Below are 20,672 nucleotides of genomic sequence, written 5' to 3' on the forward strand. Positions count from 1 at the left end.
TGTCGGTCAGCGTGCACCGAGCGCCGCCGCCAGATGGGGTGCCGTCGGGCCGCCGGGGCAGGCCGCCACCGCGTCGGGCGTGCCCGCCACGACGATGCGGCCGCCTTCATGGCCGGCGCCCGGCCCCACGTCGATCACCCAGTCGCTGGCGGCCACGACACGCATGTCGTGCTCCACCATCACCACCGTGTTGCCGGCGTCCACCAGTGCATTCAGCTGCGCCATCAGCCGATCCACATCGGCGGGATGCAGGCCGGTGGTGGGCTCGTCGAGCACGTAGAGCGTGTCCCCGCGGTTGGGCCGCTGCAGCTCCGTGGCCAGCTTGATGCGCTGTGCCTCGCCGCCGGAGAGTTCGGTGGCGGGCTGCCCCAGCCGCAGGTAGCCCAGGCCAATGTCCTGCAGCAGCTTCAAGGGCCGGTGGATCGCCGGGTCTTCCTGGAAGAAGGCCACGCCTTCCTCCACCGTCATGGCCAGCACCTCGGCGATGTTCTTGCCGGCATGGGTGATCTGCAAGGTTTTCTCGTTGTAGCGCTGCCCGCCGCAGGTGGCGCAGGGTGCGTACACGCTGGGCATGAAGAGCAGTTCCACATGGACGAAACCTTCGCCTTCGCAGGTGTCGCAACGACCGCCCGGCACGTTGAACGAAAAGCGCCCTGCGCCCCATCGCCGCGACCGCGCCGCAGGCTCGGCGGCGAAGCGTTTTCGCACCGCATCGAACAGGCCCGTGTAAGTGGCGAGGTTGGAGCGCGGCGTGCGGCCGATCGGTTTCTGATCAACCCGCACCAGGCGGCGAAAGGCATCGGCACCGGCTTCGATCCGGCCGCCGCTCACCACCGCGCCGCCGACCTCGGCGTCCTCCGCCGTGTCGCCCGTGTCGCGCTGGGGCGGTTCATGGCCGAGGTGGTCCGCCATGAGGTCCACCAGGGCATGGCCCACCAGGCTCGACTTGCCCGAGCCGGAGACACCGGTCACCGCGGTCAGCACGCCGATGGGGAAAGCCGCGTCGAGGCGGTGCAGGTTGTTGCAGCTGACGCCGGTCAGCTTCAGCCAGCCCCGCGGTGGGCGAACGGCCCGCCTGCGCGGCGGCGGCGCGGCGAAGAGGTGCCGCGCGGTGTGGGAGTCCGGCACGCGGCGCAGGCCCGCCGGCGGGCCGCTGTACAGCACGCGCCCGCCGTTCTCGCCCGCTTCAGGGCCCACGTCCACGATCCAGTCGGCGTGTTTCATCACCGCGAGATCGTGTTCGACCACGAAGAGCGAATTGCCGGCGCGCTTGAGGCGGTCCAGTGCCGCCAGCAGCGCCACGCCGTCGGCGGGGTGAAGGCCTGCCGAGGGTTCGTCCAGCACGTAGAGCACGCCAAAGAGGTTCGCGTGGATCTGCGCTGGCCAGCCGCACGCGCTGCAGTTCGCCCGACGACAGGGTGGGTGTCTGCCGGTCGAGCGACAGATAGCCCAGACCGATGTCCTCCAAGGTCTTGACGCGCTCCAGCACGTTCTGGGCGATCCGTTGTGCGGCGATGCGTTTCTCTTCCGAGAGGTGGGGCGTTCGCCGCACGTCGGGAGCGCCTTCATGACCCGGGCGCGGGGCCATGGCCCGGCGGGCGCGGCCCCTGGGCGTGGCCGCTGGCGCCGAAGTGGATGCGAGCCGGCCGGCGGCCGCCGGTTCAAGCACCTGCGCGAGCCGGGTCAATGGCAAGCGGGAGAGCTCGCCGATGTCCAGGCCGGCGAAGGTCACCGAGAGTGCCTCGGCCTTCAGGCGTTTGCCCTGGCACGAAGGACACACCGTGCCGGACATGAAGCGCGCCACGCGGCGCTTCATCAGTTCGCTGGAGGTCGTGGCGAAGGTCTGCAACACGTACTTGCGCGCGCCCGTGAAGGTGCCCTGGTAGCTCGGCTCCATCTTGCGGCGCAACGCGGCCCGCGTCTCGGCCGGGGTGAAGCCGGCGTACACCGGCACGGTGGGCTGCTCTTCGGTGAACAGGATCCAGTCCCGGTCCTTCCTGGGCAGATCGCGCCACGGCGTGTCGACGTCGTAACCCAGCGTGACCAGGATGTCGCGCAGGTTCTGCCCATGCCAGGCCGGCGGCCACGCGGCGATGGCGCGCTCGCGGATGCTCAGCGTGTCGTCGGGCACCATGGCCTTCTCGGTCACGTCGTAGACAAACCCCAGTCCCTGGCAGACCGGGCAGGCGCCCTGGGGCGTGTGGGGCGAAAAGTCCTCGGCGAACAGCATGGGCTGATCGCGCGGGTACCAACCGGCGCGCGAGTACAGCATGCGCAGCATGTTGGAGATCATCGAGACCGAACCGAGCGTGGAGCGCGAGCCCGCCGAGCCCCTGGGCTGCTGCAGCGCCACGGCGGGCGGCAGCCCTTCGATGCTGTCCACATCGGGCGTGCCGACCTGGTCGATCAGCCGGCGGGCGTAGGGCGACACCGAGTCGAAGTAGCGCCGCTGTGCCTCGGCATAGATGGTGCCAAACGCCAGCGAGGATTTGCCGGAGCCGGAGATGCCGGTGAAGACGACCAGTGCATTGCGGGGCGCGTCGACATCGACGTTCTTCAGGTTGTGTTCGCGTGCGCCGCGCACGCTGACGAACTCGAAGGTTTTGTTCACAGGCGCACTCTTGAAGTTGCCGGATCAAGCGAAGATCCGATGCCCTACAGCTTGGCACAGTGGGAGGCGCGGCAACAGGGGGTGCTTGGCGGGGTCGTGTGTCGGAGGCGTCCGACGCGGCCGCCGCCGTTCGCCCTCGTCAGACGGCTCTTCGCGCCGCACCCACGCAGTTTCGTCGCAACGGGATCGCCAGGCGCCCTCGCCCCCGGCACAGTGCGTCCTCCCTCAACCCCTTCCTCGCGGAGCCCACCATGCTGCTGCAACTGCTCGCCAACCACCCCGAAGCCGTCGTCCCCGTCCTGCGCCAGACACCGTTGTGGGTGTGGGGCCTGCTCGTGGCGCTGCTCGCGCTGGGCGCCAGCCAGCTGCGCGAGCGCAGCGCCAGCCTGGCCCGCGTGTCGCTGATGCCCCTGGCGATGACGCTCTTCTCGGTCTCGGGCACGTATTCGGCCTTCGGTGCGACGCCCCACCGGGGCCTTGCCGTTTCGGCCTGGCTCATCGCCGCGGTGCTGGCCTTCGCCCTGGTCGCGCGCGGCCGCGCCGATGGCGCCCAGTACGACCCGGCGCGGCGCCTGTACCGCCTGCCGGGCAGCACCGTCCCGCTGGGCTTGATCGTGGGCATCTTTCTGGTGAAGTACGTGGTCGGGGTCGATCTCACCATGGCGCCGCAGCTGGTCCGGGACACGCAGTACGTGCTGTGCGTCGCGGCCCTGTACGGCGCGTTCACGGGTTTCTTCATCGGCCGCGCCGCGCGCCTGTGGCGCCTGGCGGTGCGCCCTGGCAAAGCCCTTTATTCACTTAATGGTGAATAAAGGGCTGCGCGGGGGAGTTCGGGTACGCTGTGGCGGCATTGCCCGCCCCACTTTCCCCCGCACAAGGACCTCCGCCGTGACCGCCAGAAAGGCCCCTTCCGAGCCCAAGATCCGCGACGCCGAGCGCTCCAAGGCCGCCATCCTGGTCGCCGCGCGCGAAGAATTCGCCCGCACCGGTCTGGGTGGCGCGCGCGTGGAGCGCATCGCCGAGAAGGCGGCGGTGGACAAGAAGCTCGTCTACTACTACTTCAAGGACAAGGACGGCCTGTTCGCCGCCGCGCTGGAGAGCGTCTACGCCGAGATCCGCAACGCCCAGCTCTACCTGGACCTGCAGGGCATGCCGCCGCTGATCGCGCTGCGCCGGCTGGTGGAATTCACCTGGGACTACTACATCGCCCACCCCGAGTTCATCACCCTGCTCAACAGCGAGAACCTGCACCTGGCGCGCCACCTGCACGGCTCGCAGCGCATCCGCGAGCTGAACTCGCCGCTGGTGCAGTCGCTGGGCGACATCCTGGAGCGCGGCCAGAAGGCGGGCCTGTTCCGCGCCGGCATCGACCCGGTGCAGCTCTACATCACCATCGCCGGCTGCTCGTACTTCTACCTCTCCAACATCCACACCCTCTCGGCCGGCTTCAACCGCGACTTCAAGGCGCCCAAGCAGCTCACGCAGCGGCTGGCCCACATCACCGAGGTGATCTCGGCGTTCGTGCTCGCGTAGCGGCTTTCTTCACTGCTCAGGGAAAACCAGGGGAAATCGGGGGCCCCACGCCCCTTTGCTTTTCCCTATAATTCTCCAATTGGTGAATAAAGAGCGAGAAAAGCCCATGCGAAAGATCGACAGTTACGCCCACATCCTGCCGCGCAAGTACTTCGAGCGCATGGCCGAGCTGGCCAAGGACAAGGGCGCCATCAAGCGCTGGCTGACGATTCCGGTGCTGTACGACCTGGACGCGCGCCTGAAGATGATGGAAGGCTTTCCCGAGTACCAGCAGATCCTCACGCTGTCGAACCCGCCCATCGAGCTGATCGCCGGCCCCGAGGACTCGCCCGCGCTGGCCCGCCTGGCCAACGAGGAGATGGCCAAGATCCGCGACGCGCACCCGGACAAGTTCCCCGCCTTCGTGGCTTCGCTGCCCATGAACAACCCGGCCGCCTGCCTGGAAGAAATGGAATACGCCATCAACGTGCTGGGCGCGCGCGGCATCCAGGTGTTCACCAACGTGAACGGCCGCCCGCTCGACGAGCCCGAGTTCTGGCCCATCTTCGAAGCCGCCGTGAAGACCCACGACGTGCCGGTGTGGATGCACCCGGCGCGCGGCGCCAACATGCCCGACTACGCCTCGGAGAAGAAGTCCAAGTTCGAGATCTGGTGGACCTTCGGCTGGCCCTACGAAACCAGCGCGGCCATGACGCGCATGGTGTTCTCCGGCTTCTTCGACCGGCTGCCCGAACTCAAGGTGATCACCCACCACATGGGCGCCATGATCCCGTTCTTCGACGGCCGCGTCGGCCCGGGGCTGGACCAGTTCGGCAGCCGCACCTCGGACGAAGACTACGAAGGCCTGCTCAAAAGCATCGGCCAAGCGCCCGATCGACTACTTCCGCCTGTTCTACGCGGACACCGCGCTGGCCGGTGGGCGCGCGGGGCTGCAATGCGGGCTCGAGTTCTTCGGCGCGAAGCAGGTGGTGTTCGCGTCCGACTGCCCCTTCGATCCCGAAGGCGGCCCCATGTTCATCCGCACGATTCCCGAAGCCATCGACTCGCTCAAGCTGTCCGAAGAAGAGCGCGAGGGCATCTACTTCGGCAACGCGCTGCGCCTGCTGAAGATGCCCTGCTGCTAGTCGCCACACCCACCTTTCAAGGAGACACGACGATGAAGAACCCATGGATCCGCGCGCTGCTGGCCGGCCTGCTCGCCGCCACCGGCCTCGCGGCGCACGCCCAGACCTACCCGAACCGCCCGGTGCGCATCATCGTGCCCTACGTGCCCGGCGGCACGGTCGATCTGGTGGCGCGCGTGCTCGCGCAGCGCCTCACCGAGCAGATGGGACAACCCTTCGTGGTGGAGAACCGCGCGGGCGCCAGCGGCGTCATCGGCAGCGACCTCGTCGGCCAAGGCCCCGGCCGACGGCTACACGCTGCTGGTGCAGTCGCCCACGCTGATCGCCAACCCGCTGATGGTGCGCAAGGTGCCCTACGACGTGGTCACGGACTTCACGCCGGTCTCGTTCCTGGGCTCCGTGCCCATGGTGGTGGCGGCGCACCCCAGCGTGCCGGCCGACGACCTGAAGCACTTCCTCGAAGCCGCGCGCGCCAAACCGCAGGGCTTCAGCCTGGGCACCTCGGCCATCGGTTCGCCCATGCACGTCTCGCTCGAAGCCATCAAGTTCGGCGGCAAGCTGGAGATGCCCATCGTCGCGTACCGCGGCACGGCGGCGGCCCTGAACGACCTGCTCGGCGGCCAGATCAGCGTGATCATCGACGCCCTGCCGTCCACCGCGCCGCACATTGCCAGCGGCAAGCTCAAGGCCCTGGCCGTCACCACCAAGGCGCGCCTTCCGAGCATGCCGAACGTGCCCACCGTGGCCGAGTCCGGCATTCCCGGTTTCGAGATGGTGACCTGGTACGGCCTGTGGGCGCCGGGCAAGCTGCCCGAGGCGATCAGCAAGCGGCTCACGGAAGAAAGCGCCAAGGCCATGCGCTCGTCGCTGGTGACCGAGCGCCTGGGTGCGCAAGGCTTCATCGCCGCGCCCATGGGCCCGGCGCAGTTCGCACCCTACATCACCAAGGAGATCGCGACCTACGCGCGCATCGTGCGCGACGCGAAGATCCAGATCGACTGAGGACGCGGGGCGGCCCGGGGTTCACCAGAACTTCAGCTTCGCCATGAGCTGCTCGAACGCGGTGCGAAAGCCGGCGTCGCGACTCAGGAGTTGGTGGCCCCAAGAGAGCCTCTCGTAGCAGCAGGGCGAGCCGTTCTGAAAGGCATGCAGGATCTTGTACAGCTCCCGCTTCGAGGCCTTGTTCATGTGCCGTGAAGCGCCTGCGAGCAGATTCAGGTAGGCCAGCGCGGTTGCGGTGCGCAAAGGAACCTCTTCTTCGCGGGTGAGCAGATCGAGCATGGTCTCGTTGTTCAACGCCAAGCTCCACAGCTTCGCCGCCTGCTCGGGATCCTCATCGATCGCTTCCTGGAAGCTCTCATGCACCTCTGTGGTGTGCAGCCATTGTGCAAGCCATCCGATGGCCTGCACGTGGCCCCATTGCACCGCCATGGTCAGGGCGCGCCGCACCTCCGCGTGCATGTGAGCGAAGGCGTTCCAGTTCCTGATCGTTTTCAGTGCCGCCGCCATTTCATGCACGGTGCCGTTGGCCAGGGCTTCCACGAAGCTTTCCAGAAGCGTTATGTCGTCCGACTCGATGAAGTGACCTGCCCGAGCTTTGGCCAGTGTCCGGTTGCCGATGTCCATGGACAGCACGTTCGCCGATTTGACGATGTAGCCCAGCGCGTCATAGAGCGCGATGCTGTGGCTTGAAAGTCCGTCGGGCGAGGTCTTGATGTGCAGGGCATTGCCGGAAACATTGGGGTCGTACAGCCAGACCTTGTCAATCCCATCGTCCCCCTTCTCGAGCAACACGGCCATCTCGTGGCCGTGAGCATGGAGGTCGTTCGGGATGTTCCAGCAGATCAAGTGTCCTTGGCGCTCACCCGGTTTCATGCACGAGAGCAGGCGCACGAGGAGGCGGCCGAAGTGTTGTGGCGTGAACTGGACACGGCTGTCGCTGCTGTCGCACACGTGCTCGTAATGCAGATGCTCCAGTGTGTCGACGTCGAAGGGGTAGGTGCCTTCAGCCACGTTGCACAAGAACTGCTTGAAGCATTCGCAACCTTGCATGAAGGCCATGGTCGCTTCCCACGCCATGTGGCGGCACAACGCGTCCCGGATCTTGCCGTTTTGATTCAACAGCGAGTTCACGTGCAGACCTCGGTAGGGAGCGGGCTTCCCGACCTCGTACACCTTGGATACCCTCCCCGGAACCTGCCAGGTGTGGTTCTTGTGCTTCGCGCTCTTTTCGGCGACGTGGGTGTGGAACGATTTTCTGCGTTGGTCACTTCGGGCGCCGCTGAACCACTCGGGCGGCAGCCCCGTGTCGAGCGCCAGCATCGTGGCGCGTTCCCAGCGGTCCTGGCCACGATGCCTGTGCATCGGTTTGCCCAGCAGGGTGGCGAAGGCATCCCGCACCTCGCGGTTCCACAGCAGGACGGCCACGGACTCCGGGTGGTCCATGACCAACTCAAGGCAGAGGTCGGCGGTTTGCTTGGGGTCTTGGATGGGAAAGCGGGAGAGGGTGGCGATCTCGCCCTTTTGCATCAGCAGACGCAGTGCCACGCGCTCGTCTGATGAATCATCATCTTCTTCTTGATGTCGCAGGTCTTGGTATTCGGTGTCGAATGCGTATCGGGTATCCAGTGAGTACATCTCGTCATGAACGGTCGCGAACCAGGCGCTTTGCGCTGAAGGCCTGTCAAAAAAACTCCCATGGCGGCCTGAGTACCGCGTTGTCGATCGAAAGTTCTATGCCGATTTTTTGCCCTGTCGCGCATACCCTCCCCCCGTAAACTCTCAGCCATGTCACTCAAAATCGTCGTCTACTCCAAGTCCGCCTGCCCGCAATGCGAGTCGGCCAAGATGCTGCTGAAATCCCGTTCGCTCGGTTTCGAGGAAATCAAGATCGACGACGAAGCCGAACGCATGGCCTTCTACGAAAAGTGCGGGCCCTCCGTGCGGCAGATGCCGCAGATCTTCATCAACGACCAGCGCGTGGGTGGCCTGCAGGGGCTGCAAGCGGCGCTGGCGCAACTGAGCCGGTAGGGCCGCCCGTCGTTGCAGGGCGTTGTCCGACAGCCTTCGAGGCATCGGGCGGGCCCAATGGGGGTTTGCAAGGAGATCGCCATGAAGCTCGAAGGCTCTTGCCATTGCGGCCGCGTGACCTTCTCGGTCGACTCGGCCGAGCCCGTGCCCTTCATGCGGTGTTACTGCTCCATCTGCCGCAAGACCGCGGGCACCGGTGGTTACGCGATCAACCTGGGCGCCGACCACCGCACGCTGAAGGTGAAAGGCAAGCGGCACCTGCGCGTCTACCAGGCCAGCATCACCGAGGGCGACGAGGTGCGGCACAGCACCGGCCAGCGCCATTTCTGCGGCGTGTGCGGCACCGCGCTCTGGCTGTACGACCCGAGCTGGCCCGAGCTGGTGCACCCGCACGCGGGCGCCATCGACACGCCCTTGCCCGAGCCGCCCGCGAACGTGCACATCCTGCTGGACTCCAAAGCCCCGTGGGTGCGCGTGGAAGGCCGCAAGGGCGACCAGCGCTTTGACGGGTACCCCGACTTCTCGCTCAAGGACTGGCACAAGCAGCACGCCAGGAAGCCCAAGGCATCCTGAGCCGGCGCCGCATGGACACCCTGTCAATCGATGGCATCCGCGTGGCATTGCGCCTTGCGGGCGACCCCCACCGGCCGGCCTTGTTGCTGCTGCACGGCTTCCCCAGTTCGTCGGCGTCCTTCCGCAACGTCATCGACGGGCTGGCGCAGGACTGTTTCGTCATCGCGCCCGACCTGCCCGGCTTCGGGCAGTCCGAGCCCATCGATCCCCCGTCCTTCGCGGGTTTCGCGGACCTCAGGACCCCACGCCCGAGCGCGCCGCGGCGGCCACGGCGCACCTGACCCGGGCGGGCACGCGCGACCAGTACGTGGGGGGTGTGCCCGACGACATCGCGCGGCGCATCGATTCGAGTGTGTGGGAAGAGGACTGGCGCGTCATGTCGTTGCCCGGGCGCATCGAGATGCACCGCCAGCTCGTGCTCGACTACGGCCAGCACCACGCGCGCTTTGGCGAGATCGCCGACTGCCTGGCCCACTGGCAACCTCCGGCGCTGATGCTCTGGGGCCGGCACGACGTCTTTTTCGATCTGGCCGAAACGCTTTCGTGGATGAAGGCCCTGCCGCGCATGGAAGCCCACATCCTGGATGGGCCGCATTTTCTGCTGGAGACGCACGCCGCCGAATGCGCCGCGCTGATGCGCGATTTCTTCCGCCGCTGCGAGCGGGCCGCTGGAACGGCCGCCTGAACGGGCCAACCGCCCGGGCCGTCAGGCGGTCATCTGGTCGATGCGCTTCTCCATGTCCAGCAGGCCCATCAGACCCAGTGCGCCGCTGGAAATGCCCAGGTAGATCAGCGCGTTCCAGGGAGACTGGTCCTGGCCCAGGGCCACGGCCAAGTGAAGGAGAGAGGCGATGGCCGCCATGCCGGCCACCGTGATCACGTACAGCTTGAAAAATTCTTTCATCGCCATCTCCTTGAATCAACGGTAACGGTCCGTGACAGCAGGAGACGAGTGTGGATTTGAACCTCGGGCGACTCTGTAGGAAGACCAAAAATGCGGATGTAGGAGATGTCCCACATGACAAAAACCCCTCCAAGAGAGGGGCGGGCGGCCCGAGGGCTCAGGCGGCCAGCATCCAGCGCGGGGGGCTGGGTTGTTGAGGCGCGTGCTCTTCGGCCGTGCCGAGCTGCACCACGCGCAAGCCTTCGGGCAGCCGGGAGGACGAACGCGGGTAGAGGTACGGACACTCGTCGAGCCACAGGTCGGGCTGGTTCTGCAGGTTCTTCACGCAGCTGTTGAAGATCAGCCCTTCGGCAAAGCCGGGTTGTTCACCAAAAATCTTGTAGATAAACACGAAAGCACTCCCAGAAGCAATTGGACAAGGGATGGGTCGCATGCACTTGAAACTTCTTTCGCACATGCTGCCACCGTTGCGCGGCAAGAATATGACGCAGGACGCGATCGCCGTGTAGGAGTTGTGGCAATTTTCACGAGGGAGAACGGGAAACGGCGAACGGCAGGGGGGCCGGTTCGACCCCGCGGCACCAGGGGGCTCGGTTACAGTATCGCTATATTCGGTTGTATATATCGAAAGCGCCCACCGCATGCCATCCCCCACTGCCCATCCCGGTCACCGTCTGCACTGGGTCTGTCTCGCCCCCCATCTGCAGGGCATGGTGCTGCGCACCTGCCTGCCCGCGCACGGTCTGCGGCAGCTCATGGCGCCCTTCACCGACGTGCTGAACCCGTCGGACTTCGCGCTGCGGTGCGAGGCCGCGCGGCTCGCCTCGCAGCACGCCGGCGTGGCCCGCGCCTTGCAGGGCCTGCTGGACCAGCGGCATCGGGAGGCCATCGAGCAGTGCTCCCGGGCCCGCACCGAGGCCGATCTGCTGAGCCTGTGGGAAGCGGCCACCCGCGCGGGGGAGGTGCGCGGCGCCTGCTGGGCCTTGCTCACCGACCGCCGCAGCACGCCCCGGCTGAGCGGACTGATCTCGCGCGACATCGAGGCGCTCACCAGCGCCGCGAGCGCGCAGCGCGAACGCGACGCGGCCGAGATCGGCGCCCTGCGCACGCAGGTGGCGGCCATCGACGAATCGTGGCGGCTGAGCGCCACCTTGCTCGAAGCGGCCAGGGACGCGCGGGAGCGGGCCGAGTCGCTGTCGTCGGCGCTGATGTTCCAGGGCGGTCGCCGGGAGCAGGCCGAAGTCGCCGCGCTCGCTGCCGAGGCCAACGCCTTGCGCCTGGAGCAGGAAACGATCCAGCTCCAGGTCCAGCTCGGCGAACTCGGGCGCGAGCTGACGGTGGTGGAAGAACAGCTGCGCGGCTGGATGAACGGCGAAGGCGCCGAACCCACGTCGCTCGGGCCGCTCATCCGTGGCCGCAAGCTGCTCTACGTGGGCGGACGCCCCAGCGCCAATCCGTCCATCCGCGCGCTGGTGGAGCGGCACGGCGGCGAGTACCGGCGGCATGAAGGCAGCGTCATCGACCCGCGCAACGAACTGCTGCTGGCCGCGCTGACCTGGGCCGACCTCGTTGTCGCGCCGCTGGACTGCGTGGACCGCGAATCCGCCGTGGCGCTGCAGCGCGCCTGCCAGCACAACGGCCTGGACTATGTGCCGTTGCGCACCGCCAGCGTCGCCAGTTTTGCCGCCGGCCTGTGCACCACCATGGCCCTGCCTCGCGTGTCGGCGCCGGTCAACAGGCTCTGCCTGCGGCACGGCTGAGCCGGCGTCACGCCACGCGGCCGCCGCCTCAGGGGATCGGGCGGTCGTCCCCGACGTTCATGCTGATGCGCTCCAGCACGTGGATGCAGGCGTCCACCTCCTCGGGCGGAATGCCCTGCAGCATGGTCTCCAGGAAGCGCTTGCGCTTCTCCAGAATGCCCTGCACCAGCTTGTCGCCCAGCGGGGACAGCGAGACGCGCGTCAGCCGGTTGTCGGCCGGATCGTCTTCGCGAACGATCAGCTTCTCCGCCTCCAGTGCCTTGAGCTGGCGGGTGATCGACCCGGGGTCGACGCGGATCTCCGAGATCAGTGCCTTCTGCGTGCAGCCCCGCTGCCGGTGGATCAGAAAGAGCAGCCGCCAGCGCGCGGCCGTGACGCCCGTGCTCTCCTCGAAGGCGTTGGTGGCGGCGTGGTAGGCCTTGCCCAGCCACAGGAAGATGGTGCTCTGGACAGGCGGTGACTTGGCTTTTTTGGTCATGTCGTCGGTGCGTGCTAGGTACTTTCCATTATCGATCGAAAATTGCTTGCCACAAGCAATTGATTGCCGGATACTCTCTTCATTGATTGGCACAGGCAACCATTGGAGTGGGCAAATGATTGAGGTGGTGGACAGGATCGCCCTGACGATCCGGGCGGACAACGACAACCCTTTTCTTCAGGGCCCGTTCACGCCCAACGCGAACGAGTACACGGCCGACACCGACAGCCTGCAGGTGATCGGCGAGATCCCGAAGGACCTGCACGGCATCTACGTGCGCAACACGCACAACCAGGTGCACGAACCGCTGGGCATTTACCACCCGTTCGATGGCGACGGCATGCTGCACGCGGTGCATTTCGAGAACGGCCGCGCCACCTACCGCAACCGCCTGGTGCGCACCACCGGCTACCTGGCGGAGAAGGGCGCGGGCCATTCCCTGTGGCCGGGCCTGCTGCAGCCGCACCTGGCCTCGCGGCGCGGCTGGGGCGCCATCGGCGCCATGAAGGACAACGCGGGCACCGACGTGATCTGCCACGCGGGCAAGCTGATCGCCAGCATGTCGCAAGGCAGCGAACCCTGGCGCCTGGACCCGCGCACGCTGGAGACGCTCGGGCCCGACGCCAACTGGGCGCGCAAGGTGCCCGAGGGCGTGAGCTCGCACTACAAGGTCGACCCGGAAACCGGGGAGATGATGTTCTTCAACTACCCCGAGAAATGGCCGTACATGCACTACGGCGTGGTCGATCGCCACAACCAGCTGGTGCACTACGTGCCGATCGAGCTGCCGGGCGCGCGCTGGCCGCACGACCTGGGCATCACGAAGCACTACACCATCCTGCACGACCTGCCGCTGTACTTCGACCCGGTCAAGCTCAAGACCGGCGAGCACGATCTGGTGTTCAACCGCGACCAGGCGGCGCGCTTCGGCGTCATCCCGCGCCATGGGGACAGCAGCCAGGTGCGCTGGTTCGAGGCCAAGCCCTGCTTCATCCTCCACCTCTCGAACTGCTACGAAGACGGCGACGAGGTGGTGATGGACGGCTGCATCATGCCGGACTTCAAGAAGATCCCGGTGAGCGCCGACATGAACGTGTACGACCGCATCCTGGCCAACCTCGACAAGCACCACAACAAGACCTTGATGCACCGCTGGCGCTTCAACCTGAAGACCGGCCAGACCACCGAGCAGTACCTCGACGACGAGGTCACCGAGTTCCCGGTCTGCAGCAACGATTACGTGGGCCGCCCTTACCGCTACAGCTACAACGTGCTGTACAAGCCCGGCGACTGGCTGTTCGCCGGCCTCAAGCGCTTCGACCTGCTCACCGGCGCGGCGCAGCGCTACGAATACGGCGAGGGCCGCTACGGCAGCGAGCCGCAGGTGGCGCGCCGCCTGGGCGCGAAGGCCGAGGACGACGGCTACGTCGTCGTGATGGTGGCCGACATGCGCCAGAACCGCTCCGAGGTGCTGGTGCTCGACGCGGCCGACGTCGCGCGCGGCCCGCTGGCCACCATCGTGCTGCCCGAGCGCATGTGCGTCGGCACCCACGCCTGCTGGGTCGAGGGCGACCGCATCGACGGCGAACACCGCGACCCGGCCGCGCTGGCGTGAGCACCATGCCCTCGCATCCCCTCGTGCTCCTGCACGGCCTGAACACCACCGCCGCGGTCTTCGATGGCGTGCGAAGCGCCCTGCCTTCCACCCTCGCGGTCCACACGCCCGAACTGCCGGCCCTGGCCGACGTCGACGCGATCGCCTCCGCGCTCTTCAAGACGCTGCCCGCGCGTTTTCACCTCGTCGGCTTCTCCTTCGGGGGTTACGTCGCGCTGGCCATGCGGGCGCTGGCCCCCGAGCGCCTGAGCGGCCTGGGCCTGGTCTGCAGTGGGCCCCAGGCCGACACGGCGGCACAGGCCGCCGCGCGCCGCCAGGCCATTGACACGGCGGCGAACGGTGCGACGCCCAGCTGGTCGCGGCGCAGACCGCGGCCGCCTTCCACCCCGACAGCCTGGGCGATGCGCTGCTGATGCAGCGGCGCACGGCCATGGTGGCCGCCTACGGCGCCGAGCGCTTCATGGCGCACCAGGAAGCCAGCCTCGCGCGGCCCGAGCGCGGCGCCTTGCTCGACGGCCGCGTGCCCACGCTGATCGTCGCCGGCTCGCACGACAAGCTGTTCGCGCCCGAGCACCAGCGCGCGCTCGCGCAGGGCATTCCGGGGGCCGAATTCCACACCGTGCCCGGCGCCGGCCACCTGCTTCCCCTGGAGCAGCCCGAGGCGCTGGCGGCCCATCTGGCGCGCTGGGTCGCCGCCACGTCCTCTCTTTGAACCAAGGATCCCGACATGCGAACCTATGAGCTGCCCGACTACCTGGTGTCGGGCGAAGGGCCGACCACGGTCTACCTGCTGCACGGTGCCTACGGCGCCAAGGAATACTGGCGCTGCACCACGCAGGCGCTCAACCAGGCCGGCTACCGCGTCGTGGCCTGGGACGCGCCCGGCTACGGCACCAGCCCGGTGCCCGACACCCTCAGCATGACCGACATGGCGCGCGTGGCCGGCCGCCTGATCGGCGCGACCAGCACGGGGCGCAACGTGGTGCTCGGCCACAGCATGGGCGGCATGGTGGCGCAGAAAACGGCGGACCTCTTTCCCGACCGTGTGCAGGCGCTGGTGCTCTCGGCCACCGCGCACACCTTCAACCACTCGGGCCCTGAATGGCAGGCCAACTTCCTGGCCACGCGCCGTGGCGCCCCTGACACAGGGCCGCGCCATCGCGGACTACGCGCCCGAAATGCTGCGCTCGATGATGGGACCGGGCGCGCAGGGCCCCGCCATCGACCACGTGCTGCACAACGTCCGCCTCATGAACGCTGCCGGTTTCCAGAAAGCCATCCAGGCCACGGCCGCCTACCTCGAAGAAGACGTGTTGTCGCGCATCGCCGCGCCCACGCTGTGCATCGCCGGTGAACTCGACGAGACCTGCCCCGCTGCGGTGATGCGCCGCATGGCCGGCCTGCTCAAGCGGGGCGAGTACCACGAGATGAAAGGCGTGGCCCACTTCGGCTGGGCCGAGCGGCCCGACGAGTACCACCAGGTGCTGCTGTCCTTCCTCGGCCGCACGGCCCCCGCGCACTGACCGACGCCCATCATCGCCCCCCACAAGAACGGAGACCGTTTCCATGAGCCCCCTTCACAAGACCCTGGGCCGCCTGGCGGCCATGGCCGCGCTCGCGGTGCTGCCCCACCTGGCGATGGCCGACACCTGGCCGAGCAAGCCCATCACCCTCATCGTGCCGTACCCGCCCGGGGGCTTCGCCGACAACGTCACCCGCTCCCTGGCCGCCGAAGTCAGCAAGACCCTGGGCCAGACGGTGGTGGTGGACAACCGCACCGGGGCCAGCGGCCGCATCGGCACCGACGCCATCGTGCGCGCGCCGAAAGACGGCTACACCATCGGCCTGGGCGTGCCCGCCACCCTGTCCCTGCTGCCCGTCACCGACCCGCGCTACGCCGACCTGAACCGGCAGATCACGCCCATCACCATCGCCGTGCGCACCGAGGTCGGGCTGGCCATCAACCCGCACCGCATCCCCGCGCGCAACTTCAAGGACTTCGTGGCCTACGCGCGCTCGCTCAAGGGTGAGATGGCCTACGGCTCGGCGGGCAACGCCACCAGCTCCCACCTCTGGTCGGAGACCATCCTGGAGGCGGCCGGCATCAAGGCGGTCCATGTGCCTTACAAGGGCGAAGCGCCGGCCGTGACCGACCTGCTCGGCGGGCAGGTCCAGTTCGTGCTCATCAGCGGCAGCGTCAAACCCTACGTGGACAGCGGCAAGCTGCTCGTCATCGCCACCTCGGGCGAAGAGCGCTGGCGCCTGTTCCCCGACGTGCCCACGCTCAAGGAACTGGGTGTGGACGGCGTGGCCGCCTCCGGCTGGCTCGCCTACTTCGGCCCGGCCGGTCTGCCTGCCGGTGTCACGGAAAAACTGAACAGCGCCTTCGCCGCGGCCCTGAAACAACCCTCGGTGCAGAAGCTGCTCGAGGGGCAGGGCTACAGCGCGATCGGCAGCACGCCGCAGGAACTCAGCGCCGTCACGGCGCGCGAGATCGTGCAGTTCGACAGGATCATCAAGTCGGGCCGCGTGAAGCTCGACTGATGCCAGGGCGCAGCCGCGCCCGTTTCACTTCCCCTTCCTTTTCCCCCGGAGACAAACCAATGACATGCAACCAGCTGCTGGCTGGCGCGGTGCTGTGCGCGCTCGGCGCCGGCGCGAGCGCCCAATCCAACGTCACGCTCACCGGCGTGGTGGACGCCGCGGTGCGCCACAGCACCAACTCACAAGGCTCGCTGACCTCCCTGGCCAGTGGCAGCAACTCCACCTCGCGCTTCATCCTGCGCGGCGTGGAAGACCTGGGCAGCGGCCTGAAAGCCAGTTTCTGGCTGGAAGGCGCCTTCAACGCCGACACCGGCACCTCCGCCGTGAGCAACCAGTTCTTCGACCGCCGCTCCACCGTCGGCCTGGCTGGCCCCTGGGGTGAAGTGCGGCTCGGCCGCGACTGGAACCCGGCCTTCCTGTCCTGGGCCGGCACCGACCCCTTCGTGGTGGTCGGCGTGGGTGGCGCGATCAACATGTGGGCCTCGGCCCCCTCCGTCGCGCTGCGCCGGGCCTTCGGCGCGGGCGCCACCACCTTGTCGCGTTCCAACAATGCCCTGCAATACCTCCTGCCCACCAACCTGGGCGGGGTGTACGGGCAGCTCATGGTCGCGCCGGGCGAGGAGGGCAACGCGCAGGGCAGCTACGACTACCACGGGGCGCGCCTGGGCTACGCGGCGGGCCCGTTCGACGTCGGCGGTTTCTACGGCAACACCCGCATCGACGCGACCAACGCGCAGTTCAAACAATCGGGCGCGCGCGCCTCGTACCACTTCGGCGGGGCCATCCTCTCGGGCAGCTTCACGCAATCGGCCTACCTGGGCTCCAAGCACAAGGCGCTCTTGGTCGGCCTCAGCGTGCCGGTGGGCGTGGGGGTGATCAAGGCCTCCTACGTCAAGGTGGACCAGAGCGGCCGGGACGCGGCGGGCGCCAGCATCGCCGCCGACGACGCCCAGCGCTTCGCGGTGGGTTATGTGCACAACCTCTCCAAACGCACGGCCGTGTACGTGAACGCCGGCCACGTCTCCAACAAAGGGCGGGCCACCTTCGCCATCTCGGGCGGCCCGGCCGGCAATGCGCCCGGCACCAGCTCCAGTGGCTACGAAGTGGGCCTGCGCCACCACTTCTGAGATCGACGGTCGAAGCCCAGGGGAGACGACGGGGCATGGCGGTCCGCGGGATGAAATGTCCTGAATGAACCAATTCACGCCGCGCCGCACTTTTGCCGTGGTTCCCTCGGCCGTGCGCCTGCACGGTCGAGGGAATCGACGTTTCCCGTTTGCTTACCGACTTTTTTTTCAGAATGAACCCGATCTCCCATCCGACTCCGAGCTTCAACCTGGAGGCTGCCCGCGACTACTACAACTACAGCCCCGACACCGTCCAGTTCCTGGAAGAGGACCGTTCCGAGACCCCCTTGAGCTTCGACCACGCTCGCCAGTACTTCGCCCAGGACGCGATGCAGCGCGGGATGATGCTGGAGAAAGCGCGGAACGTGCAGGCGAAATGGGGCAACCATGAGCCTGGCCTGGAATGGTTCGCCTATCTGAACAAGCATCCCCAGCTTCGGCAGACGATGTCCATCGAAGAGGCCGTGCAAGCCTCGAAGTTGCTGTGCAAGACGATCGAGGCACTCCGCGATCCCCGTCAGTGCGCGACGAACGCCCAAGCCCTTCACCAGGTGCTGTTGTGGGGGGACGGCCGAGCAGTTCCATCTCCATGGCTTCGCGCTGGAGTGGTTGAAAGACAGCCTGAAGCCCCGGGAACTCCAGGCGCTGCTGCTGGCCGAAAAACTGCGAAGGTGTGCCAGTCCGTGCCGCGGCTTTGCGGCGTGGTGATGCGGAGGCGGTCGACCGGTACGACCGGCTGCTGGACACCTTCGAAACCCACCTGGGCGAAGAAGGCATCCGGTGGGTGATCGAGGTGGGCTCCCACGACCGGCGGGTGTCCTGATCGGCCTGGGCCGCTTCAAACCCCATCAGCGCGCGGGCGGCGGTGGGGCGGGAAAACTCTCCGCCAGATACGCCTCCCCGCGCTCCAGCACGAAGTAGCGGAACGCCTCCGCCGCCGGTGACAGCAGCTTGGACTGCGTGTGCACCACGTTCCAGGCGCGCACCACCGGCGCGCCCTCCACGTCCAGCACGGTCATGAGCTGGTTGCTCAGCTCCAGGCCGATGGTGTGCAGCGACAGAAAGCTCAGGCCCATGCCGGCCATCACGGCCTGCTTGATGGTCTCGTTGCTGGCCATCTCCATGATCACGCGCAGCTCCACGTGCTCGTCGGCCAGGAATTTCTCCAGCGCCGCGCGCGTGCCCGAGCCCTGCTCGCGCACGATGAAGTCGTATTCCCGCAGCAGCGCCGCCGGCACATGGCCCGCGTGCGCGAGCGGGTGGTCCACCGGCGCCACGAACACGTGCGGGTGCGCCGCGAAGGGCTCGGCGCGCGTCGCCAGTTCCTTGGGCGGGCGGCCCATGATGGCGATGTCCACCTCGTTGGCATGCAGCATCTTCACCAGCTGCTCGCGGTTGCTCACCGCCAGGCGGATGTCGATGCGGCCATGCTCGCGCCGGAACTCGGCCAGCAGGTGCGGCAAAAAGTACTTGGCCGTGCTCACCATGCCGATCACCAGCGTGCCGGTCTCCAGCTTCTGCAGCCGCGCGGCCGCGTCCTCCGCGTCCTTCAGCGTCGCCAGCACCTTCCTCGCGTAGACCAGCATGTACTCGCCCACGGTGGTCAGCGCCACCTTGCGGCCGTTGCGCTCGAAGAGCGGCATGCCCACGTGCCCTTCCAGTTCCTTCACCTGCATCGTCACCGCCGGCGGCGTGAGGTGCAGCACCTGCGCCGCGCGCGCGAAGCTGAGGTGGCGCGCCACCTCGCTGAAGACCCGCAGCTGCCGAAAGGTGGCGTTCTTCATTCAGCAATTCCTTAATCGAACTTCTAAAAATCGTGAATTTACTTTATTCAATCCGAAATCTACAGTCCGCTCCACCCCAGACAAACCCCACTTTTGGAGCCACCGATGAGCAACGCCCCCACTGGTTCAACCGAGATCACCGACGCCAAGAAGCGCTACAGCGCGGGCGTGCTCAAGTACAAGCAGATGGGCTACTGGATGCCCGACTACGTGCCCAAGGACACGGACACGCTGTGCCTGTTCCGCATCACCCCGCAGGATGGCGTGGACCCCGAGGAGGCCGCGGCCGCCGTGGCCGGCGAGTCGAGCACGGCCACCTGGACAGTGGTGTGGACCGACCGCCTCACCGCCTGCGACAGCTACCGCGCCAAGGCCTACAAGGTGCAGCCCGTGCCCAACCGCCCGGGCGAGTACTTCGCCTGGGTGGCGTATGACTTGATCCTGTTCGAGGAAGGCTCCATCGCCAACATGACGGCGAGCCTGATCGGCAACGTCTTCAGCTTCAAGCCGCTGAAGGCCGCGCGGCTGGAAGACATCCGCATTCCCGTGGCCTACGTGAAGACCTTCAAGGGCCCGCCCACCGGCCTGGTGGTCGAGCGCGAGCGCCTGGACAAGTTCGGCCGCCCGCTGCTGGGCGCCACCACCAAGCCCAAGCTGGGCCTCTCGGGCCGCAACTACGGCCGCGTGGTCTACGAAGGCCTCAAGGGCGGGCTGGACTTCATGAAGGACGACGAGAACATCAACTCGCAACCCTTCATGCACTGGCGCGACCGTTTCCTGTTCGTGATGGACGCGGTCAACAAGGCCAGCGCCGAGACCGGTGAAGTCAAGGGCAGCTACCTGAACGTGACCGCCGCCACCATGGAAGACATGTACGAGCGCGCCGAGTTCGCGAAAGAGCTGGGCTCGGTGATCGTGATGGTGGACCTGGTGATCGGCTACACCGCGATCCAGAGCATCGCCAATTGGTGTCGCAAGAACGACATGATCATGCACATGCACCGTGCGGGCCACGGCACCTACACGCGGCAGAAGAACCACGGCGTGAGCTTCCGCGTGATCGCCAAGTGGCTGCGCCTGGCGGGCTGCGACCACCTGCACACCGGTACCGCCGTCGGCAAGCTCGAAGGCGACCCGCTCACCGTGCAGGGCTACTACAACGTCTGCCGCGACAGCTACACCAAGACCGATCTGCCGCGCGGCCTCTACTTCGACCAGGACTGGGCCGACCTCAAGAAGGTCATGCCCGTGGCCTCGGGCGGCATCCACGCCGGCCAGATGCACCAGCTGATCGAGCTCTTCGGCGACGACGTGGTGCTGCAGTTCGGCGGCGGCACCATCGGCCACCCCATGGGCATCCAGGCCGGCGCGGTGGCGAACCGCGTGGCGCTCGAAGCCATGGTGAAGGCGCGCAACGAAGGGCGCGACCTGCTGCAGGAAGGCCCTTCCATCCTCAAGCAGGCCGCGCAGCACTGCAGCCCGCTCAAGGCCGCGCTCGATACCTGGGGCGAGATCAGCTTCAACTACCAGAGCACGGACAGCAGCGACTACGTCGCGACGCCCGCGATGGCCTGAACCCATTCACTTCG

Annotated in this window: 24 protein-coding genes and 2 pseudogenes; 19 read left to right on the forward strand and 7 right to left on the reverse strand. The window is 67.2% G+C overall.

Annotation, left to right across the window (positions count from 1 at the left end):
* Window positions 1-6 precede the first annotated feature (6 nt).
* Window positions 7-2,611, reverse strand: a pseudogene (locus tag ACFJGX_RS04215) (excinuclease ABC subunit A).
* A 251-nt stretch (window positions 2,612-2,862) separates the two neighbouring features.
* Between ACFJGX_RS04215 and ACFJGX_RS04220 the strand changes: the two are divergent.
* From ACFJGX_RS04220 to ACFJGX_RS04235, 4 genes and pseudogenes are all read left to right on the forward strand, one after another.
* Window positions 2,863-3,423 (forward strand): DUF6622 family protein, encoded by a 561-nt coding sequence (locus ACFJGX_RS04220; RefSeq protein WP_382322599.1) that lies wholly within the window; start codon window positions 2,863-2,865, stop codon window positions 3,421-3,423.
* A gap of 76 nt (window positions 3,424-3,499) precedes the next feature.
* Entirely contained in the window at window positions 3,500-4,144 is a 645-nt protein-coding gene (locus tag ACFJGX_RS04225; RefSeq protein WP_382152382.1) for a TetR/AcrR family transcriptional regulator, read from the forward strand.
* Window positions 4,145-4,502: 358 nt separating this feature from the next.
* Window positions 4,503-4,850: pseudogene (locus tag ACFJGX_RS04230) on the forward strand (amidohydrolase family protein); the annotation flags it as partial.
* Between the two features lie 223 nt (window positions 4,851-5,073).
* Window positions 5,074-5,268 (forward strand): amidohydrolase family protein, encoded by a 195-nt coding sequence (locus tag ACFJGX_RS04235; RefSeq protein WP_382328602.1) that lies wholly within the window; start codon window positions 5,074-5,076, stop codon window positions 5,266-5,268.
* Here the strand turns inward: ACFJGX_RS04235 and ACFJGX_RS04240 are convergent.
* Entirely contained in the window at window positions 5,265-5,543 is a 279-nt protein-coding gene (locus ACFJGX_RS04240) for a hypothetical protein (protein WP_382327817.1), read from the reverse strand. The genes ACFJGX_RS04235 and ACFJGX_RS04240 overlap by 4 nt on opposite strands.
* Before the next feature lie 28 nt (window positions 5,544-5,571).
* Between ACFJGX_RS04240 and ACFJGX_RS04245 the strand changes: the two genes are divergently transcribed.
* Complete coding sequence (locus ACFJGX_RS04245) at window positions 5,572-6,270, forward strand: Bug family tripartite tricarboxylate transporter substrate binding protein (RefSeq protein ID WP_382327819.1); 699 nt, start codon at window positions 5,572-5,574, stop codon at window positions 6,268-6,270.
* A 21-nt stretch (window positions 6,271-6,291) separates the two neighbouring features.
* Here ACFJGX_RS04245 and ACFJGX_RS04250 read toward each other — a convergent pair whose 3' ends face one another.
* On the reverse strand, window positions 6,292-7,905 hold the full coding sequence (locus tag ACFJGX_RS04250) for a hypothetical protein (protein ID WP_382327821.1): 1,614 nt from the start codon (window positions 7,903-7,905) through the stop codon (window positions 6,292-6,294).
* Between the two features lie 150 nt (window positions 7,906-8,055).
* Here ACFJGX_RS04250 and ACFJGX_RS04255 point away from each other — a divergent pair, with 150 nt between their 5' ends.
* From ACFJGX_RS04255 to ACFJGX_RS04270, 4 genes are all read left to right on the forward strand, one after another.
* A complete protein-coding gene (locus ACFJGX_RS04255; protein WP_382322595.1) occupies window positions 8,056-8,298 on the forward strand; it encodes a glutaredoxin domain-containing protein in 243 nt (80 codons plus the stop codon).
* Window positions 8,299-8,379: 81 nt separating this feature from the next.
* Window positions 8,380-8,871 carry a GFA family protein gene (locus ACFJGX_RS04260; protein WP_382322594.1) on the forward strand — a complete coding sequence of 164 codons (492 nt, stop codon included), beginning with the start codon at window positions 8,380-8,382 and terminating at the stop codon, window positions 8,869-8,871.
* A gap of 11 nt (window positions 8,872-8,882) precedes the next feature.
* On the forward strand, window positions 8,883-9,152 hold the full coding sequence (locus ACFJGX_RS04265) for an alpha/beta fold hydrolase (RefSeq protein WP_382322593.1): 270 nt from the start codon (window positions 8,883-8,885) through the stop codon (window positions 9,150-9,152).
* 35 nt (window positions 9,153-9,187) lie between these two features.
* Window positions 9,188-9,556, forward strand: coding sequence for an alpha/beta fold hydrolase (locus ACFJGX_RS04270; protein WP_382322592.1), 369 nt, complete (start codon window positions 9,188-9,190; stop codon window positions 9,554-9,556).
* A gap of 21 nt (window positions 9,557-9,577) precedes the next feature.
* Here ACFJGX_RS04270 and ACFJGX_RS04275 read toward each other — a convergent pair whose 3' ends face one another.
* Both ACFJGX_RS04275 and ACFJGX_RS04280 read right to left on the reverse strand, forming a co-directional pair.
* Window positions 9,578-9,775 (reverse strand): hypothetical protein, encoded by a 198-nt coding sequence (locus ACFJGX_RS04275; protein ID WP_382322591.1) that lies wholly within the window; start codon window positions 9,773-9,775, stop codon window positions 9,578-9,580.
* 157 nt (window positions 9,776-9,932) lie between these two features.
* A complete protein-coding gene (locus ACFJGX_RS04280) occupies window positions 9,933-10,166 on the reverse strand; it encodes a hypothetical protein (RefSeq protein WP_382152402.1) in 234 nt (77 codons plus the stop codon).
* Window positions 10,167-10,416: 250 nt separating this feature from the next.
* Between ACFJGX_RS04280 and ACFJGX_RS04285 the strand changes: the two genes are divergently transcribed.
* Window positions 10,417-11,535: a DUF2325 domain-containing protein gene (locus tag ACFJGX_RS04285; RefSeq protein ID WP_382322590.1), complete on the forward strand. Its 1,119-nt coding sequence runs from the start codon at window positions 10,417-10,419 to the stop codon at window positions 11,533-11,535.
* A 28-nt stretch (window positions 11,536-11,563) separates the two neighbouring features.
* Here ACFJGX_RS04285 and ACFJGX_RS04290 read toward each other — a convergent pair whose 3' ends face one another.
* Window positions 11,564-12,013, reverse strand: a complete 450-nt coding sequence (locus ACFJGX_RS04290) for a MarR family winged helix-turn-helix transcriptional regulator (RefSeq protein WP_382152407.1) — start codon at window positions 12,011-12,013, stop codon at window positions 11,564-11,566.
* A 115-nt stretch (window positions 12,014-12,128) separates the two neighbouring features.
* Between ACFJGX_RS04290 and ACFJGX_RS04295 the strand changes: the two genes are divergently transcribed.
* The 8 genes from ACFJGX_RS04295 (at window position 12,129) to ACFJGX_RS04330 (ending at window position 18,087) form a co-directional block, all read left to right on the forward strand.
* Window positions 12,129-13,628, forward strand: coding sequence for a carotenoid oxygenase family protein (locus ACFJGX_RS04295; protein ID WP_382322589.1), 1,500 nt, complete (start codon window positions 12,129-12,131; stop codon window positions 13,626-13,628).
* A 5-nt stretch (window positions 13,629-13,633) separates the two neighbouring features.
* Window positions 13,634-14,041: an alpha/beta fold hydrolase gene (locus ACFJGX_RS04300; RefSeq protein WP_382327823.1), complete on the forward strand. Its 408-nt coding sequence runs from the start codon at window positions 13,634-13,636 to the stop codon at window positions 14,039-14,041.
* Window positions 14,041-14,340 carry an alpha/beta fold hydrolase gene (locus ACFJGX_RS04305; protein WP_382327825.1) on the forward strand — a complete coding sequence of 100 codons (300 nt, stop codon included), beginning with the start codon at window positions 14,041-14,043 and terminating at the stop codon, window positions 14,338-14,340. The genes ACFJGX_RS04300 and ACFJGX_RS04305 overlap by 1 nt, the downstream gene beginning before the upstream one ends.
* A gap of 15 nt (window positions 14,341-14,355) precedes the next feature.
* Window positions 14,356-14,982, forward strand: coding sequence for an alpha/beta fold hydrolase (locus tag ACFJGX_RS04310; protein WP_382327827.1), 627 nt, complete (start codon window positions 14,356-14,358; stop codon window positions 14,980-14,982).
* Window positions 14,939-15,151, forward strand: a complete 213-nt coding sequence (locus ACFJGX_RS04315) for an alpha/beta fold hydrolase (protein WP_382327829.1) — start codon at window positions 14,939-14,941, stop codon at window positions 15,149-15,151. The genes ACFJGX_RS04310 and ACFJGX_RS04315 overlap by 44 nt, the downstream gene beginning before the upstream one ends.
* Before the next feature lie 43 nt (window positions 15,152-15,194).
* The gene (locus ACFJGX_RS04320; RefSeq protein ID WP_382322585.1) at window positions 15,195-16,172 is read left to right on the forward strand and encodes a Bug family tripartite tricarboxylate transporter substrate binding protein; all 978 of its coding nucleotides are present in this window, start codon (window positions 15,195-15,197) and stop codon (window positions 16,170-16,172) included.
* A gap of 59 nt (window positions 16,173-16,231) precedes the next feature.
* Window positions 16,232-17,299 carry a porin gene (locus tag ACFJGX_RS04325; protein ID WP_382322584.1) on the forward strand — a complete coding sequence of 356 codons (1,068 nt, stop codon included), beginning with the start codon at window positions 16,232-16,234 and terminating at the stop codon, window positions 17,297-17,299.
* A gap of 173 nt (window positions 17,300-17,472) precedes the next feature.
* The gene (locus tag ACFJGX_RS04330; RefSeq protein ID WP_382327831.1) at window positions 17,473-18,087 is read left to right on the forward strand and encodes a hypothetical protein; all 615 of its coding nucleotides are present in this window, start codon (window positions 17,473-17,475) and stop codon (window positions 18,085-18,087) included.
* Between the two features lie 60 nt (window positions 18,088-18,147).
* Here ACFJGX_RS04330 and ACFJGX_RS04335 read toward each other — a convergent pair whose 3' ends face one another.
* On the reverse strand, window positions 18,148-19,083 hold the full coding sequence (locus ACFJGX_RS04335) for a LysR substrate-binding domain-containing protein (RefSeq protein WP_382322582.1): 936 nt from the start codon (window positions 19,081-19,083) through the stop codon (window positions 18,148-18,150).
* 105 nt (window positions 19,084-19,188) lie between these two features.
* On the opposite strand from ACFJGX_RS04335, the gene ACFJGX_RS04340 reads away from it, so the two are divergent.
* Window positions 19,189-20,658, forward strand: a complete 1,470-nt coding sequence (locus ACFJGX_RS04340) for a form I ribulose bisphosphate carboxylase large subunit (RefSeq protein WP_382322581.1) — start codon at window positions 19,189-19,191, stop codon at window positions 20,656-20,658.
* Window positions 20,659-20,672 lie beyond the last annotated feature (14 nt).

It is taken from the genome of Hydrogenophaga sp. UC242_50, assembly GCF_042697355.1.
In the GTDB taxonomy this organism is placed as follows: domain Bacteria; phylum Pseudomonadota; class Gammaproteobacteria; order Burkholderiales; family Burkholderiaceae_C; genus Hydrogenophaga.

Excerpts from the sequence above, each read along its gene's own strand:
- ACFJGX_RS04255 (WP_382322595.1), top strand. The coding sequence starts at position 8,056 with ATGTCACTCAAAATCGTCGTCTACTCCAAGTCCGCCTGCCCGCAATGC.
- ACFJGX_RS04330 (WP_382327831.1), top strand. The coding sequence starts at position 17,473 with ATGAACCCGATCTCCCATCCGACTCCGAGCTTCAACCTGGAGGCTGCC.
- ACFJGX_RS04290 (WP_382152407.1), bottom strand. The coding sequence starts at position 12,013 with ATGACCAAAAAAGCCAAGTCACCGCCTGTCCAGAGCACCATCTTCCTG.
- ACFJGX_RS04295 (WP_382322589.1), top strand. The coding sequence starts at position 12,129 with ATGATTGAGGTGGTGGACAGGATCGCCCTGACGATCCGGGCGGACAAC.
- ACFJGX_RS04265 (WP_382322593.1), top strand. The coding sequence starts at position 8,883 with ATGGACACCCTGTCAATCGATGGCATCCGCGTGGCATTGCGCCTTGCG.
- ACFJGX_RS04220 (WP_382322599.1), top strand. The coding sequence starts at position 2,863 with ATGCTGCTGCAACTGCTCGCCAACCACCCCGAAGCCGTCGTCCCCGTC.
- ACFJGX_RS04300 (WP_382327823.1), top strand. The coding sequence starts at position 13,634 with ATGCCCTCGCATCCCCTCGTGCTCCTGCACGGCCTGAACACCACCGCC.
- ACFJGX_RS04320 (WP_382322585.1), top strand. The coding sequence starts at position 15,195 with ATGAGCCCCCTTCACAAGACCCTGGGCCGCCTGGCGGCCATGGCCGCG.
- ACFJGX_RS04275 (WP_382322591.1), bottom strand. The coding sequence starts at position 9,775 with ATGAAAGAATTTTTCAAGCTGTACGTGATCACGGTGGCCGGCATGGCG.
- ACFJGX_RS04335 (WP_382322582.1), bottom strand. The coding sequence starts at position 19,083 with ATGAAGAACGCCACCTTTCGGCAGCTGCGGGTCTTCAGCGAGGTGGCG.
- ACFJGX_RS04310 (WP_382327827.1), top strand. The coding sequence starts at position 14,356 with ATGCGAACCTATGAGCTGCCCGACTACCTGGTGTCGGGCGAAGGGCCG.
- ACFJGX_RS04325 (WP_382322584.1), top strand. The coding sequence starts at position 16,232 with ATGACATGCAACCAGCTGCTGGCTGGCGCGGTGCTGTGCGCGCTCGGC.
- ACFJGX_RS04340 (WP_382322581.1), top strand. The coding sequence starts at position 19,189 with ATGAGCAACGCCCCCACTGGTTCAACCGAGATCACCGACGCCAAGAAG.
- ACFJGX_RS04305 (WP_382327825.1), top strand. The coding sequence starts at position 14,041 with ATGCAGCGGCGCACGGCCATGGTGGCCGCCTACGGCGCCGAGCGCTTC.
- ACFJGX_RS04250 (WP_382327821.1), bottom strand. The coding sequence starts at position 7,905 with ATGTACTCACTGGATACCCGATACGCATTCGACACCGAATACCAAGAC.
- ACFJGX_RS04260 (WP_382322594.1), top strand. The coding sequence starts at position 8,380 with ATGAAGCTCGAAGGCTCTTGCCATTGCGGCCGCGTGACCTTCTCGGTC.
- ACFJGX_RS04285 (WP_382322590.1), top strand. The coding sequence starts at position 10,417 with ATGCCATCCCCCACTGCCCATCCCGGTCACCGTCTGCACTGGGTCTGT.